Origin of the sequence: Victivallis sp. (assembly GCF_048170485.1) — a bacterium.
Classification (GTDB): domain Bacteria; phylum Verrucomicrobiota; class Lentisphaeria; order Victivallales; family Victivallaceae; genus Victivallis.
The window spans coordinates 17,338-33,473 of the sequence record NZ_DBEXAY010000163.1 but is presented as its reverse complement, the minus strand read 5'-3'; the positions used below and the strand labels follow the sequence as shown (position 1 = coordinate 33,473).

Genomic DNA, 16,136 nt, shown 5'->3' with positions numbered 1-16,136 from the left:
CGGGAACCAGCGCGACTTTAGAGGCATTTCCTCCAACGAACAGAACCGATTTGTAACGCGCCATATGAGTTCCCTGCGATTCAGTATTCAATGCCAAAAACGCATCTACCCCGTGAGCTTCCATAATACTTTGCCAGGCGACCACCTTCCCCTTGTCAGCACCCCATCCGGAGTCAAGACAATAATATTCTGCAATCGAAAACGTCTTACTGGGCGAACGGAACCGCGTAACTTTCGGGAAAGGCATCTCCATAAGGTTGTAGTCCGTCACATATTTTTCCATTTTAGAGGAATCGGCATTGGGATGCACGAAAAGATTCGGCAGCAGTGTCTGTCCATAATATTCTCCGTTGATCGCAGTCCAGCTCTGGCCGGCACCTCGAATTTCGAACTGCTGTGTGGAGGGACAACGCACGATCTTGAAGTTCCCGACCGGGAGATAGTTGTTGCGATACCAGGTTTTAACAATACTTTCTTCTCCATCCCGTATATAGATCGCCGGAGTCAGATAATCATTGTTATCCTGCGCATAGCTCTGGTCAATGACCCCGATCTGCTTCATGTTGCTCAGGCAATTGGCCTGCCGCGCCGACTCCCGCGCCCGGTTCAACGCCGGCAGCAGCATCGCGGCCAAAATGGCGATGATCGCAATAACTACTAAAAGTTCTATTAAAGTAAACAATCTTCTTCTCATGTCCACCTCCATTTTGACATATCTTCGGTCCGTTGTTTCAACATGACATCTGCTTTTTTTCTTTGTTCTTCCGCTCTGACGCGCAGAGAGAGATCATCCATCACGGTTCAAGACGGGGAGAGATCGAGCCGCGTTTCTTCAACTCCCCGGCAATCTGCACGATCGAATTCACGTTGCGCTGGTGTGCCCCGACCCCGTCCATCAGATCGCAGAGCGTGCACGACGCAAAATAGGCCACCCGGTCGAACGGCATGGCGATCGAACTGAGAGAGGGCGTCAGCAATGTCGGGAAACTGCCGGAGTCATCCATCCCGATGATGCTGAGATCTTCCGGCACATGGACTCCCCTCGCCCGGCAGGCGCGCAGCAGTCCGAACGCCCCCCAGTCGTTGACCACCACCACCGCGGTCGGCGGCTCCGGCAGTGCCAGAAGCCGGTCGAGCGCGCCGGAAAGATCCGGCGGCGCCGCCTCCGGCGAAGTGACGCTGTGGTATTCGGCAAGTTGAAGCTCCAGAAGATATTCCCCGCGAAACAGCCCGGCGCTCTTCATCACTTCCATATATCCGTTGGAACGGGCGATGAAGATGCTGTTCTGCGCCTCATGATTCAGAAACGCAATCCGGCGGTGCCCCATCTGAAGAAATTCCCGGGTGGCAATCGCGCCGCCGGCATGATTGTCCAGCACCACCTGCGGGTACGCTCCACTGGTGGGAAGCGCTCCGAACCCCACACAGGGCAGCCGGGAAATCAGTTCATCGACGTAGGCGGGCATCTCCTGATTGGTCTTGATGAGCACGCCGTCGGCGCCGGAAGAGATCTCCCGCACAATCTCCTCCGGCTCCATATCCGCCATGTAGATGGCGAGGCGGGCGCCGCGTTCCCCGCAGGCCCGCTCTATGCCGGAAAGAAACGTGGTCCAGAGTTCATTCCCCTTCCACGCCGAAGACATGCCCGGCGAAAGCATCGCGATCGTCCGGATTCTGCGCCCGCTCTCCGTCTCCCGGGGCAGTTGATGCACCGGCCGCCGGCCGCGTCGACCGGCCCGGTAGTTCACCTGCCGGATCACATCCAGCGTCCGGCGGCGGATTTCATCGCTGACGTTGTCGGCATTGTTCAGGATCCGGCTCACCGTCCCGACCGACACGCCAGCCATCCGTGCAATGTCCCGTATCGAATACTCCGCCATGATTTCATCCGCCATCCGAAAATGTTCATCGTTCATCTCTCTTAATTATACCAGATTCATCCGGAAATGTCAAGAGCCGCTTTTATAAAAAATGAACTTTTTTGTTTAATGAACTTTAAAGTTAATCACCGGTTTTCGTACCCCCGTCCGCCTCCTTCGGCGGAAGCTCCGGACAAAACAGAAACAACCGGTGGAACGGGTCTTGCAAAAAGAGCAGTCAAATCGTATATTAATAAAATAGAAACGGCAAACCAATCATTTTCGTTTCAGGGGAACCATTATGAAAAACAGAAAAATTTCCGGCGCGGCCGTACTTCTTCTGCTGCTGTTCGGCACCGCACTGTCCGCAGCAAGGTACGAGAAACTCGGCGGATACCTTGACGTGGAGGTAATCGACGTCACCTGGCGCGGCATCGAAATCGTTCACCGTGACGGCACCTGCCGCCTGACCGACGAGGATCTCTCGGCCGAAGACAAGGAACTCCTGAAGGATGAGCTGGAGAAACTTCATACCCTCCAGGCGGAACAGCAGAAACTGTGGAAAGCCCGCCAGGAACAGCTGGCCAAGGAGAAGAAAATCGCCGACCAGCAGGCCCGCTCCGTAAACAATGTGATGAACCAGGCGCGCAAGAACAAGAATCTGGATAACCGGATCAAAATGCTGCTGGACGCCAGAAAAAAATATCCGAAAGCCTCCAACATGGCCGCGCTGAACAAGATGATCGTCACGCAGCAGGCGGTCGCGGTGACCGGCGCAATGAACCGGGCCAAAAAAGAGGGAAATCTGAACAAACGCCTGAACATCCTCCTCAGCGCCCAGAAACGCTACCCCTACGCCTCCAACCGGGGCGCGCTCAAGCAGCTCATCAACAAAACCCGCAAAGACAAGCAGGCGGCCGACGCAAAGGCGAAAAAAGCGGCCGAGGACGCCAAGAAAAAACAGCAGTGATCTGCGGTGGAACACGTTGTCCGCAACAGCCGCGCCGGCGCCTCCGGTGAGGAGCCGGCACGACAGCGTTGTCGCACGGTTCAGACCGCGGAGATTCCCTTGAGCTTGTCCCGGCAGAGGGCCGCACGGCAGATGTCACGCTCCGGCGCGGAAAGCTCCTTGCCGGCCCGTTTCTGCAGATGGGCCGGATTGATCGCGAGAAAGAGCTCGTTCACCATCTTGATGTCCACCGTGTTGAACATGCCCAGATCGACGCCGATCCGGATGCCGGAGAGCGAATTGAGCGCCTCCTCCGTCGTAATCCGGTAGGCGTGCCGGAGAATGCCGTAGGAACGCCCCACGTGATCGAGCAGGGCGAAACGGTCGCGCAGAATCAGCTGCTGACGGGCGATCTTCTCCTGGGCGATCAGCTGGCTGATCACCGTGTTGAGCCGTTCGATGATCTGCGTCTCGCTCTCGCCGAGCGTGCTTTGATTCGACACCTGATAGAGGTTGCCCCGGTTGTCGGTCCCCTCCCCGAAGATGCCGCGCACCGCCAGATTGAGCTTGGCCACTCCCTGAATCGTCGGCCCGATCTGACCGGAAAGGACCAGCCCCGGCAAATGCAGCATCACTGACGCCCGCATTCCGGTGCCGACGTTGGTCGGGCAGCTGGTGAGGTAGCCGAGCTTGTCGTCAAACGCATAATCCAGTTTGGCACTCAACTCGTCATCCAGCGCATTGATGACCCGCCACACCTCGTCGAGCTGGAACCCGGGACGCAGGGTCTGAATCCGCAGCTGATCCTCCTCGTTAACCATGATCGAACTGGATTCGTCGGCGCGCACCAGCAGACGGGTGCCGCCATCCCGCTCGAGAAAGTCGCGGCTGGCGAGACGACGTTCGAAGAGGATCTCCCGATCGAGCGGCGACATCTCCGCCGGGTCGAAGCTGTAGCAATCCGGACAGCCCAGCACGCCGGACCCGGCCGCCGCCTGCGAAACAAGTTCACACACCTCCTGCCGCGACTCCAGCGAGGCCGCCGCAGGGAACGGCCGCCCCGCCAGGTTGCGCGCCAGCCGGATGCGGCTGCTCAGCGCAATATCCTCCTCCGGACCGGAGTCGGCCAGAAAGCTGACCGGACTGCGGAGCAGTTGATCGATCGAGTTATTCATCGCTGCTCCCCTCCCCGTTCCCGTCGCCGGACGGCTCCGGGCGCGCGTCCAGTTCGGCCTTGAGCTGGGCGATCCGATCCCGGCAGACAGCCGCCTCCTCGTACTCCTCGCGCTGGACGTGTCCGTCGAGTTCCCGGCGGAGTTTGTCTATTTCGAACTGCAGTGCCGCCCGGTTCCCCGGCCCGGCCGACTGCGGCCGTTTGCCGAGGTGGACCGGTCCGCGCTGCACCCGGGTGAGCGCGTCGGCGATCATCGGCGCAAATGTCCGGTAGCAATCCGGGCAGCCGAGCCGGCCGCCGGACTCCCGGACCCGTTCAAAATTCCAGCCGCAGCCGGGGCAGACCGGCCCGGAATCGGCGGCGGGTTCCGGCGCAGGATCCTCCTGCGCCGCCTGCACCGATTCGGTCAGCTTCCCCAGATTGAACAGCACCTCGGCCAGATTGAAGCCGAGCGAACCGAGTTCGCCCTTCTCCTCCTTCTCCCGCGCGCAGTCCGCGCAGAGGTTGGAGGCCACAACCTTGCCGTCGTGCACCTCTTTGATATGAATCGTCGCTTCGTTCTTTTTACAATTGTCGCAAAGCATGAATGTACCTCCTGACCCCGTAGGGGGTTAAGTCAATGTAAACGCTTTTGAAAAGAAAACAAGGGGGGCGGCGGATTTTTTCACCGATTTCTTCCGGCGGAAATCACTGCTCAATCCGGACAATTCCGTTGTGGTCGAGGATCAAACGGAATTTGCGATACTCCTCGGGCCGGCCCTCCGCGGCGTAGCGGAGAACCAGATTGAGGTGGTAGACACAGTGCCCGTTCACCCGGCGGATTCCACCGGGGTGCGGCAGCAGGAGAGAACGGACCGGGTCGTCCATTCGATCGAGCAGATGGCGGATGTTCATGCGGACAATATCCACCACGCCGGTGTACGCCCCGCCGGCGGGAGAGGAGGCGGCGTTCAGCACGATCTTCTTCTTGTAGTAGGCGATGTTCTCCTCCGGCGCGTTGGCGAGCTCCACCACCAGACTTTTCGCCCGCAGTTTCGCCACTTCAGCAGGAAGCGCCGACTCCCGCACGAAGCTGAACAGCTCCTTGCTCGTGCCGACCCGGCGACCGTGCGCATCGCTGATCCGGGTGGTGTAGTCGAAGAAAAACTTCCGCGCCCAGCCGATGAACCGGAAGCGGCAGCTGTCCTTGATCCGGTCCCGGACGATGTAGCAGATCACCGCAATCGCAACGAACCAGGCGGTCACGTCGGCGAACAATTGCCGCCCGAGCAGCGAGAGCATCAGCGCCAGAAACATCGCCAGCCCGGCGGAAAGCGAGGTCAGCAGCTCCTCCGCGAACCGCCCGTCGGCGCTCCGGCTGGTCCGCAGATAGAGAATGCTCCCCATGATCTTCTTGAGCACCCGCATCCGGTAGACGGCCGCCTCATTGGAATCGTTTTCGGCGATGACCGAAGCGAATCCGCGCTTGCGGCGGTAGTGCGCCTCCCCCGCGGCCAGCCGCAGAACCGCCTTGCGCAGTTTCCGCGAAATCTCCCCGGTGTCGGAAAGCGACTCCGCCAGCGAGGCGAAATAGTACTCCGCCACCAGACTGATGTACTCGTCGCCGAAATCATAGATCTCTGCATAGCGGGGATCGAGGTGCGGCTCCTGCAGCAGCGGCCGCAGCTCCCGGAACCGGGCCAGCAGTGTCTGTGTGTTGCTTTCGAGCCGGTCGATCCGCTCCGCCGTCAGACAGGAATCACAGCAGAACTCGATCTCGTCGCGCAGTGCGCTCTTGACGATGGAGCAGCAGAGTTTGAGCGTATCGACAAAGCGCTCCTGCGCCTCCGGGTCATCCGGTTTCCGCCCCAGTTCGCTCATCCGCTCCCGGAGGCGCACCAGAACCGCCCCCTCCGCGTTGAGCAGGGAATCCAGCAGGCAAACCGGCGTCTGCCAGCGGAGCCGTGACTGGAGATCCCGGTAAAACTCCTCCTTGCGGCGGCTCTCCGGATTGATGTCCAGACTCTGCGGGATGAAGAGGAACAGCTCCACCGTATAGCGCAACGCCCGGCCGTCGTTCGAGTTCAACGGATACACATGTTTGATCTCGAACTGATGACGGTCGTGAATTTTAATCCGTTCCTGAATCGTCTGCATCGCGCCGGAGCTCCTCCCGCTCGAAAGTTTCCATTCGTGTTTCCTAATAAGATACACGACAGTCGACAGGAATGCAAGCGCCGGGGCGCTCTTCCCCGGAGGGGAGTCAGCGCAGTTTGAGCGTCGCAAGCGCCATCAGCGCGAAGACGCCCGCGAGGATCCAGAAGCGGACGACGATCTGCGTCTCGGTCCACCCTTTGCGTTCGAAGTGGTGGTGAATCGGCGCACAGAGGAAAATCCGTTTCCCGGTCAGCCGGAAGGAGGCGACCTGAAGGATGACCGAAACCGCCTCCATCACATAGACGCCGCCGACCAGAATGAGCAGCAGCTCCTGCCGGACGATCACCGCGAGCATGCCGACCGCGCCGCCGAGGGCGAGACTGCCGGTATCGCCCATGAACATCGAGGCCGGGTAGCAGTTGTGCCAGAGGAATCCGATGCACGCGCCGCAGACGGCCGCGGCGAACACCATCGCCTCCTCCGCCCCCATGATGTAGGGGATGTTGAGGTGCCCGGCGAAGATCCGGTGGCCCATGAGGTAGGCGAACGCCGCATAGGTGAGCGTGCAGAAGATCGTGCACCCGGTGGCGAGCCCGTCCTTGCCGTCGGTCAGGTTGACGGCGTTGGAGGCGCCGACGATCACCACGACCGCGAAGGGCAGAGTCCAGAACCCGGTGTAGACCGGCTCCTTGAAGAACGGCACCATCAGCTGGCGCATCAGCTCCCGGAGTTCGGGAATGCTGCTCAAACTCCAGACGGCGAGCCCGGCGACCAGAAACTGCCCGGCGAGCTTGGCCCGCCCCGGAATGCCGTCGCGCCGTTTGTAGACCACCTTCATGAAGTCGTCGGCAAAGCCGATCAGACTGAAGGCGGCGGTGGCGACGACCAGCGTAATGGCGATGGGATTGGTCATGACGTTCCAGAGCAGCGCGGTGACCAGAATCGCCCCGATCAGCAGGATTCCGCCCATGCAGGGGGTGCGGTTCTTCTCCTTGTCGATGAATTCCGGCGGGACGAGTCCTTCGAGGCGGCTGGCGGCCTGCGCGTTGAGCCGCCGCAGCTGCCGCGCCGTGAACCCGCCGAGCAGCACGACCAGCAGAAACGCGGTGAGCGCGGCGCCGCCCGCACGGAATGTAACATAATCGAACAGACGGAACGGACCGAAGTCCCCGCTCAGCAAGGAGAGAAGATACAGCATGGATATTGTCTCTGAACGTTAAAAAAAGTTGGACCAAAACGGCGTGTTTCATACTATAGCTTCACCGCTGTTTTTTTCCAATGAAAAAAGCGAAAAAAAACGGGGGCTCCTCTCCGGGTGACGGCGGACCGCGCGGCCCGTTCCGGCCGGGGCGCGGCGGGGACGGAAAATCCCCGAAATCTGCGAAAGAGAGGGGGTTTCCGGCTTGACTTTTCCGAGAGATGGTTTACTCTACAGAAGAGGAGTATGAAATTCATCAATGCAGGAGAAACCCCGATGCACACATTTCGGTATCAAGTTCCGGTTGCCGCGGCATGGCTCGCCGCGCTGATGCTGGCCGGATGCGACAGAGAGGCCCCCGGTCAGGACGCCGCTTCCGCTCCCGCCAAGGTGGTGGCGAAACAGCCCCGGCAAATGGAGTTCGTTCAGAAAATCCGGGTCCAGGCCAACGTGGAATCCCAGGAGTCCGCCGAGATTTCCAGCCGAACCAGCGGCAACCTCGACCTGATTCCGGTGGGGGAAGGCGACCGGGTGAAGAAAGGCGACCTGCTGTTCCAGGTGGACCGGATCAACCTCGAGAACAACGTCAGAAGCCAGAAGAAAAACGTCGAAGTCGCCGAGGCGGAGCTCCACATCGCCCGGATCAACCTCAACCTGGCCCGGACCGTCCGGGACAAGGCGAAGGTGGACCTCGACCGCGCCGAACGGCTGAAAACCTCGCAGGCGGTCTCCATGGACGCCTATGAGCGCGCAAAACTCTCCTTCGATCAGGCCGATGCGGAAATCGCCAAGGCGGAAGCGCAGGCAGGATTCGCCGCCGCCCGGGTCGAACAGGAGAAGGCACACCTTGAAACGGCGGAAAAGAGCCTCTCCGACTCGATCATCCGCGCTCCGTTTGCCGGCGTCATCACCCTCACCGACAAGGATCGCGACGAGTACGTCAAAGACGGCACCGTCATTTTGAAGATCGAAAATCCGGACCGGCTGCAGCTGGTCACCATGATCAGCTCCAACTATTACAACCAGGTCATTCCCGGCAAAACCACGGCGAAGATCCTCTCCGCTTCCGGGAAAGAGCTGGCGGAGCTGCCGGTCACCTTCCGCAGTCCGGCGGTCGACCCGCTGTCGCGCACCTTCACGGTCAAGATCGCGGTGCCGAAGAGTCTGGAATTCGTCAGCGGCCAGCTCTATGAGGTCGATCTCATCCTCCGCCGCGTCGAAGGCAGAGGAATTCCCAACGAGGCGGTGCTCACCCGGGCCGGCAACCGCAAGGCGGTCTTCGTCGTCACGCCGCAGCAGAAAGCGGCGGAGATCACCGTGAAAACCGGAATCGTCGACGGCAGCTGGACCATGCTCCGCGACCCGGAGGTGCTCAAGGACCAGCCGGTCATCGTCGAAGGTCAGAGTTTCCTCGAGCCCGGAGAACCGGTTGAAGTGATTCAGACCGGAACCGCTCCGGCAAAATGACAGGAGGCGCACCATGTTTCTGAGCCGCGCCTCCGTCGCCCGCCCCATCGCGATGAGCTGTTTCATCCTCATGCTCGTGCTCTTCGGGCTGAACAGCTACCGCGAGCTGGGGCTGGACGCCTTCCCCGACGTGGAGATCCCCTACGTCACAGTCACCACGGTCTATCCGGGCGCAAGTCCGGCTGAGATCGAAGTCGACGTCGCCAAGCGGATCGAAGACGCCGTCGGCACCATCGACGGCCTCAAGACGATGAAAACCACCTGCATGGAGAACGTCTGCCAGATTCTGCTGGAGTTCCAGCTCGGCCAGTCGGTGGACATCGCCGCGATGGACGTGCGCGAACGGATCGACAAAATCCGCAACGACCTGCCCGCCGCCGCCGAAGCGCCGGAAATTTTGAAGTTCGACCCGAACGCCACTCCGGTCGTCACGCTGATGCTCACCGGCGACCTGCCGATCGACACCATCTACGACTACGCCGACGAGGAGCTTTCCGACCGGCTCTCGACCATCTCCGGCGTCGCCGAGGTGCAGATCGCCGGCGGCGAACCGCTCGAACTGCGGATCACACTCGACAAGCGGAAACTCTCCGCCTGCGGACTCAACGTGGTGCAGGTGCTCAAGAAACTCTCCGAAGGCAACGTCAAAGTGCCGGTCGGGCGCATCCGGCAGGGGGTGCAGGAGATCAATGTCACCTACGACTCGGAGTTCCGGAACTTCGAGGATCTCGGCTCTCTCGAAATCGGCACCTTTCAGAAACGGCGCATCTACCTGCGCGACGTGGCGAAGATCACGCTGGAGTCCGAAGAGAAACGCTCCCTCGCCTTCTTCGACGGCAAACCCGGCGTCGTGCTCAAGATCGTCAAAAAAGGCGACGCCAACGCGGTCCGGGTGATCGACGCGGTCCGCGCCGAAGTCCGGGAGCTGGACAGCAGCCGCCGGCTCCCCGGCGGCATGAAACTCGAATGGGTCCGCGACTCCGGCGCCTTCATCCGCGCTTCGGTCGACGACGCCTGGAACAGCATCTTCCTCGGCGTGGTGCTGACCGCGCTGATCCTCTTCGCGTTTCTCCACGAGGTGCGCTCCACCATCATCGTGGTGATCTCGATGCCGGTCTCCATCGTGGTCTCCTTCTGGGCGATGGAGCTGTGCGGCTTCACCTTCAACATGTTCACGCTTCTGGCGCTGGGGACCTCCGTCGGCACGCTGGTGACCAATTCGATCGTCGTCATCGAAAACATCGCCCGCCACCTCGCCGCGGGGGAGGATCCGAAAACCGCCGCCGACCGCGGCACCGCCGAAGTGGCCCTCCCCGTCTTCGCCTCGGCGATGACCAACGTCGTGGTCTTCGGCCCGATTGCGGCGATGACCTCGCTGGTCGGCCGTTTTCTGGTGCCCTTTGCGGTCACGATGACGATTGCGACGCTGGTCTCCCTCTTCGTGAGCTTTACGCTGACGCCGATTCTCGCCGCCGCTCTTCTCACCCGGGAGAACACCGCAACAGCGTCCTCCGGCCCGTTCCGCCGGCTCTGGGACCGGGGGTACAACGCCGTCGCCGGCTGGTTCGGCCGTTCGGTGGATGCGGTCTGCCGCCACGGGTTGCTGACGGGCGCCGCGGCGCTGGCGCTCTTTCTCTTCGCCCTGCTCTACGTCGCGCCCCGGGTGGGGATGACCTTCGTTCCGGAAGACGACCAGGCGGAATTCATCATCAAGCTGGAATATCCCACCGACTACAGCCTGGAAAGCACGCTGAACCGGACTCTTCTGGTGGAGAAACAGCTTCGCCGGATGCCGAACGTGCTGCGGACCGCCACCGTGATCGGCAAGGTGCAGGGCACGGTCGGCCAGGCCACCGAAGGGGTCTACCTCGCCGAAATCACCGTGGTCTGCAAACCCAAAACCGAGCGGGCCGAATCGCTCGACCGGATGCGGGATCTCTTCCGGGAGGAGCTGAGCCATCTCACCAACTGCATCGTGACGGTGAACATCCCCTCGCTGGTGGGCGGGTCGGCGGCCTCGATGGAGCTGGAAATTTCCGGCGACAAACTTGAATCCATCGAAAAGCTTGCGACGGACAGCGCCAATCGCCTGCGCGCCAGCGGCCGTGCGCGCGATGTCGACACCAGCGTCCGGCTCGGCAAGCCGGAGATCCGAATCACGCCGCACCGCGCAGTGCTCCAGAATCTCGAACAGCCCTCCTCCACCATCGGCTCTCTGCTGCGCGGCTCGGTGGAAGGGCTGAAAGAGGGCACCTACAAGGTCGGCGCCCGTTCGTTCGACATCCGGGTCAAGCTCGATGAAAAGGAAGGGTATCAGCAGCTCCCGGCGCTCTCCTTCACCTCGAAGGAGGGCAAACCGCTGGCGCTGGGTGCGATTTCCGAACTGAAACCCTCGTCGATTCCGATCCAGATCAACCGCACCGACCGCAGCCGGGTGGCGAAAGTGTTCGCCAACCCCGCGCCCGGCGTCGGGCTGCAGGATCTGGTGAACACCACCGAAACACTGGTCGCGCCTCAGCTGCCCGCCGGCTGCCGCCTCCGCTTCGGCGGCATGGTGACCACGATGAACGAAGCGTTCGCCGATTTCGAACAGGCGATTCTCTTCGCGGTCGTGCTGACCTATCTGCTGATCGCGGCGACGATGGAGTCCTGGACGCGCCCGCTGCTCATCCTGTTCACGGTGCCGCTGGCGCTGATCGGCATGGAATTTGCGCTCTATCTGGCGGGAATTCCGCTCTCGATCTTCGGACTGCTCGGATTCGTGATGCTGATCGGCATCGTCGTCAACAACGCCATCCTCATCATGGACGATCTCGCGATTCAGCGTGCGGCCGGTCTGGATGGCCCGACCGCCATGCGAACGGCGGTGAAGAACAAGTTCCGCCCGATCCTGATGACCAGCATCGCGGCGGTGCTCGGCATCGCGCCGATGGCGTTCGGCACCGGAATCGGTTCCGAGAGCCGCTCCAGCTGCGGCATCGCGGTGGTCGGCGGATTGATCAGTTCGACGATCCTTTCGCTGTACGTCATTCCGGCACTCTACACACTGTTCTGCAGGAAAAAACATGAACCGGCCCAAGGGGCCAATGAGGAAACATGAAAACACGCATCCTTTCATCGCTGACTGTTCTGCTGCTCGCCCTCTCCGGCGCGCCGCTGTATGCACTGCGTCCGGGCGACCCGGCCGAGGAGCTCGCCGTCAAATGGATCCGCGGCGTTCCGCTGGCGGTGCTGCCGCCGGCGAAGGAGGAGCTGAAGACCGGGGAGCTCAAAGCGGTGGTGTTTCTGCTGACCCGCTCGGCCAATGCGCCGGAGACGCTCAATCTGCTCAACCAGTTGCGGCGCACCTACTCTGGAAGCGTCCGGTTTGCGGTGGTGACGCCGGACCGGGAGGCGGATGCCGCGCAGTTGCTCGCGGCGTTCCCGGATTTCTCCCTGCCGTTCGGCATCGACGAGAAGCGGAAACTCACGGCGCAATACATGAACGGCAGTCTGCTCTACCCGATGGCGTTCGTCATCGATCCGGAGGGCAGAATCCTCTGGAACGGCGAAGCGGTCGATCTCGGCGAAATGCTCGAAGCGTGGCGCACGAAGAAGTTCGACCCGGCGCTCCAGAAGCAGCTCTCCCCGATGCTGGATGAACTTCAGACGTTGTTGCGCGAGAACAACGACCGCCGGATGAAGCAGGTGACCCGCTCGATTTTGAAGAGCGATCCCGGCAATGCCGCCGCTTTGCGTCTGCGCACCTTCGCGCTGGAGAACAGCGGCCGTTTTCAGGAGGCGTGGCAGCTGATTCTCTCGCAGATCGAACGCGTCCCCGGCCTGGTGCGGCTCTACTTTTCGGCGCTGGATCTGGCTGGCCGCCACCCCGAACTCGGCCCCCGCGCCGCCGAAATCGCCGACCGTTACAGCAAGGCGGTCACCGGGAATCCGGATGCGGACAATCTGATGAGTTTCCTTCTGCTCAACCGCCGCCCGGAGGATCCCGCCGCTCTGCGCGCGGCGCAACGGCTGCTCCGGCGTGCCGTCGCCACGCTGCCGAAGGAGGCGTCACCGGCCCTGCGCGCTTCGGTGACGACCACCCGCGCGCTGCTGGAGTGGCGGCTCGGCCACCCGGAGACGGCGCTGAAACTCCAGCAGGAGGCGACGAAGCTCTGGCACGCGGCGGAAAATCCGGCGGCGGAAAAGAACTCCCGGGAGCGGGAATCCCTCTACCAGACGGTCGTCGAACTCGGCCGCACCCCGTAGTTGCCCGCCCTTTTTCCCGATATTCGGGAATCGCCGTTTGTATCCGCTCCGGTTCGGGTGTAAATTATGGGGAAACTATCTCTCTTGAGTTCATGTGGAAAGGTTTTGGGCAATGAATTATCGGATTGAAATTTCGCCGCTCCCGCAGTGGAGTGACGCGCGCGGCGAAGGCGTAAGAAAACAGATTGCAAAATTCTTCGGCTTTCCGGTCGAAAAGGTGTGGAGCCGCGACGTCTACACTGTGAGCGCCTCGCTCACCGAAGAGGAGGCGCGCCGGGTCGCTTCGCTGCTGTACAATCCGGTTCTGCAGGGCTGGCGGGTCGGTGCGGCCAAATCGAGCAACTTCGAGCCGCTGCCGGAGTGCGACTACCTCGTGGCCGTCGGGTTCAAGCCCGGCGTCACCGACAACGTCGGGCGCAGCGCCCGGGCGGCGGTCGGCGACATCCTCGGCCGGAAACTCCGTGAAGACGAGCACATCTTCAGCTCGACCGAATACCTCCTCTACGGCCCGAAACTGACCCGCGAACAGGCCGAGACCATCGGGTCGAAACTGCTCGCCAACGAGCTGATCCAGTCGGTGCTGGTGCTCTCCGGCGAAGAGGCGGCGAACGGCATTCCGCTCAATCTGCCGATGGTCAACGGCCGTCAGGGCGGCGAGGTGCACGAATACAATCTGGAGGTTCCCGACGATCAGCTTCTGGAGATCAGCCGCAAGGGAATCCTCGCGCTGTCGCTGGAGGAGATGAAGGCGATTCAAGGCTATTTCCGCCAGGCGCAGAACCGGGAGAAGTACGGCCTCGGGCACAATCCGACCGACGTCGAGCTCGAAGTGCTCGCCCAGACCTGGAGCGAACACTGCAAACATAAGATTTTCAGCGCGAAGATCGACTACGAAAATCTCGAGAACGGCGAGAAGCAGGAGATCGTCTCCTGCTACAAGACCTTCATTCAGAAGAGCACCCGCGAAATCGCCGACAAGGTGGACTGGCTGGTCTCGGTCTTCAGCGACAACGCCGGCGTAATCGACTTCAACGACAAGATCGACCTGGTCTACAAGGTCGAGACCCACAACAGCCCGTCGGCGCTCGATCCCTACGGCGGCGCGATGACCGGCATCGTCGGCGTCAACCGCGACCCGCTCGGCACCGGCCAGGGAGCCGACCTCCTGATCAACGTCTGGGGCTACTGCCTCGGTTCGCCGTTCACCGACGAGAAGGATGTGCCGGAGGGGCTGCTCCACCCGCGGCGGCTGCGCGACGGCGTCCACAAAGGGGTGATCGACGGCGGCAACCAGTCCGGCATCCCCTACGGGAACGGCTGGGAGTACTTCGACGAGCGCTACATCGGCAAACCGCTGGTCTACTGCGGCACGGTCGGCACACTGCCGAAGATGGTGCACGGCGTCCGCGGCGCAAGCAAGACAATCAAACCGGGCGACCTGATCGTCATGGGCGGCGGCCGGATCGGCAAGGACGGCATTCACGGCGCGACCTTCTCGAGCGAAGAGCTGCACAAGGACAGTCCGGTGCAGGCGGTTCAGATCGGCGACCCGATCACCCAGAAGAAGCTCGGCGACTTCATCCATGAAGCGCGCGAGCGCGGTCTCTACCGCTTCATCACCGACAACGGCGCGGGCGGCCTCTCCTCGAGCGTCGGCGAGATGGCGGAGCTCTGCAACGGCTGCCGGATGGATCTGGCGCTGGCGCCGGTCAAGTACGCCGGCCTGCAGCCGTGGGAGATCCTGGTCTCCGAGGCGCAGGAGCGGATGAGTTTCGCGGTGCCGCCGGAGAAGATCGACGAATTCCGGCAGCTGGCGAAGGAGCGCGACGTCGAGGTTTCGGTGCTCGGCGAATTCACCGACGACGGCAAGTTCCACATCCAGTACAACGGGCGCACGGTCGCTCTGCTCGACATCGAATTCATGCACGGCGGACTGCCGCGGCTCTCGCTGCGCGCCCGCTGGAAGGCGCCGCACTTCCCCGAACCGGATCTCTCCTCGCGCAAGGCGGGCGAAGATCTCGTCGCGATGATGGGGCGGCTGAACATCTGTTCGGATGAATACAAGGCGCGTCAGTACGACCACGAAGTCAAGGGGCTGAGCGTGGTCAAGCCGTTCATCGGCAAATGCCGCGACGTGGCGGGCGACGCCACGGTGACGATGGTGGAGCCGCTGAGCCGCGAAGGGGTGATTCTCTCGTCGGCGATTCTGCCGCGCTACAGCGACATCGACACCTATCACATGACGGCGAGCTGCATCGACCTGGGCATCCGCCGGGTGGTGGCGGTCGGCGGCAAAATCGACCGGACCGCCGGGCTGGACAACTTCTGCTGGCCGGACCCGGTGCAGAGCGAGAAGACTCCCGACGGCGAATACAAGCTCGCCCAGCTGGTCCGCGCCAACCAGGCGCTGGCCGACTACACGAAGAAGTTCATGGTTCCCTGCATTTCGGGCAAGGACTCGATGAAGAACGACAGCACCCGCGGCGGGCGCAAGATTTCGATTCCGCCGTCGCTGCTCTTCAGCGTGATTTCGAAGATGGACGATGTGACCAAGGCGGTCACGCCGGATGCGAAGAAGGCGGGCGATCTGGTCTACGTGATCGGCATGACCCGTCCGGAGCTGGGCGGGAGCGAATACTTCGCGATGCTCGGCGCGACCGGCAACAACGTGCCGAAGGTGGATGCCGAACGCGCGCTGGCGACCTACCGTGCGGTTTCGAACGCGACCGACGCGGAGCTGGTGCACTCGCTGACCACGCCGGCGCTCGGCGGGCTGGGCGTCGCCTTCGCCCGGGTGGCGATGGCGGGCCGGCTCGGGCTGGAGATCGATCTCGGCGCGATTCCGGCGGAGAACTGCTCCGAACTGGAAGTGCTCTTCTCGGAGTCGAACAGCCGATTCGTCGCCACGGTTCCGCCGGAGAAGAAGCAGGAATTTGAAACGATGCTTTCCGGCGTCGTCTTCGCCGAGGTCGGCAAGGTGATTCCGGAACAAAAGCTCGTGCTCCGCGGCAGCCGCGGGACGGAAGAGATTCCGCTCGAAGCGTTGCTGCGCGAGTACAAGGGGACGCTCGATCAGATCTGATCGCGGCATCTCCCGTTCGGAGG

At 61.9% G+C, this 16,136-nt stretch carries 11 protein-coding genes; 5 read left to right on the top strand and 6 right to left on the bottom strand.

Annotated features, from left to right (window positions below; translation table 11 throughout):
• Window positions 1–694: prepilin-type N-terminal cleavage/methylation domain-containing protein (locus ACMLHG_RS08565; protein ID WP_417170228.1), on the bottom strand; the 694-nt coding region annotated here is incomplete at its 3' end.
• 100 nt (window positions 695–794) lie between these two features.
• Window positions 795–1,895, bottom strand: a complete 1,101-nt coding sequence (locus ACMLHG_RS08560; RefSeq protein WP_417170227.1) for a LacI family DNA-binding transcriptional regulator — start codon at window positions 1,893–1,895, stop codon at window positions 795–797.
• Between the two features lie 265 nt (window positions 1,896–2,160).
• Here ACMLHG_RS08560 and ACMLHG_RS08555 point away from each other — a divergent pair, with 265 nt between their 5' ends.
• The gene (locus tag ACMLHG_RS08555; protein WP_295809137.1) at window positions 2,161–2,829 is read left to right on the top strand and encodes a hypothetical protein; all 669 of its coding nucleotides are present in this window, start codon (window positions 2,161–2,163) and stop codon (window positions 2,827–2,829) included.
• Between the two features lie 80 nt (window positions 2,830–2,909).
• Here ACMLHG_RS08555 and ACMLHG_RS08550 read toward each other — a convergent pair whose 3' ends face one another.
• The 4 genes from ACMLHG_RS08550 to mraY all read right to left on the bottom strand — a co-directional run bounded on the left by ACMLHG_RS08550 (window position 2,910) and on the right by mraY (window position 7,316).
• Complete coding sequence (locus ACMLHG_RS08550) at window positions 2,910–3,983, bottom strand: protein arginine kinase (protein WP_294435357.1); 1,074 nt, start codon at window positions 3,981–3,983, stop codon at window positions 2,910–2,912.
• Window positions 3,976–4,566, bottom strand: a complete 591-nt coding sequence (locus tag ACMLHG_RS08545) for a UvrB/UvrC motif-containing protein (protein ID WP_294435359.1) — start codon at window positions 4,564–4,566, stop codon at window positions 3,976–3,978. Before ACMLHG_RS08545 ends, ACMLHG_RS08550 begins: the two co-directional genes overlap by 8 nt.
• A 103-nt stretch (window positions 4,567–4,669) precedes the next feature.
• Window positions 4,670–6,118, bottom strand: a complete 1,449-nt coding sequence (locus tag ACMLHG_RS08540; protein WP_417170226.1) for a hypothetical protein — start codon at window positions 6,116–6,118, stop codon at window positions 4,670–4,672.
• 106 nt (window positions 6,119–6,224) lie between these two features.
• Window positions 6,225–7,316 (bottom strand): phospho-N-acetylmuramoyl-pentapeptide-transferase, encoded by a 1,092-nt coding sequence (mraY, locus tag ACMLHG_RS08535; protein ID WP_294435363.1) that lies wholly within the window; start codon window positions 7,314–7,316, stop codon window positions 6,225–6,227.
• A gap of 276 nt (window positions 7,317–7,592) precedes the next feature.
• On the opposite strand from mraY, the gene ACMLHG_RS08530 reads away from it, so the two are divergent.
• The 4 genes from ACMLHG_RS08530 (at window position 7,593) to ACMLHG_RS08515 (ending at window position 16,113) form a co-directional block, all read left to right on the top strand.
• Window positions 7,593–8,783, top strand: coding sequence for an efflux RND transporter periplasmic adaptor subunit (locus ACMLHG_RS08530; protein WP_417170225.1), 1,191 nt, complete (start codon window positions 7,593–7,595; stop codon window positions 8,781–8,783).
• Between the two features lie 13 nt (window positions 8,784–8,796).
• Window positions 8,797–11,883, top strand: coding sequence for an efflux RND transporter permease subunit (locus ACMLHG_RS08525; RefSeq protein ID WP_417170224.1), 3,087 nt, complete (start codon window positions 8,797–8,799; stop codon window positions 11,881–11,883).
• Window positions 11,880–13,031, top strand: coding sequence for a peroxiredoxin family protein (locus ACMLHG_RS08520; RefSeq protein WP_295809147.1), 1,152 nt, complete (start codon window positions 11,880–11,882; stop codon window positions 13,029–13,031). Before ACMLHG_RS08525 ends, ACMLHG_RS08520 begins: the two co-directional genes overlap by 4 nt.
• 112 nt (window positions 13,032–13,143) lie before the next feature.
• On the top strand, window positions 13,144–16,113 hold the full coding sequence (locus ACMLHG_RS08515; RefSeq protein WP_417170223.1) for an AIR synthase-related protein: 2,970 nt from the start codon (window positions 13,144–13,146) through the stop codon (window positions 16,111–16,113).
• The last annotated feature ends 23 nt before the right edge of the window (window positions 16,114–16,136 follow it).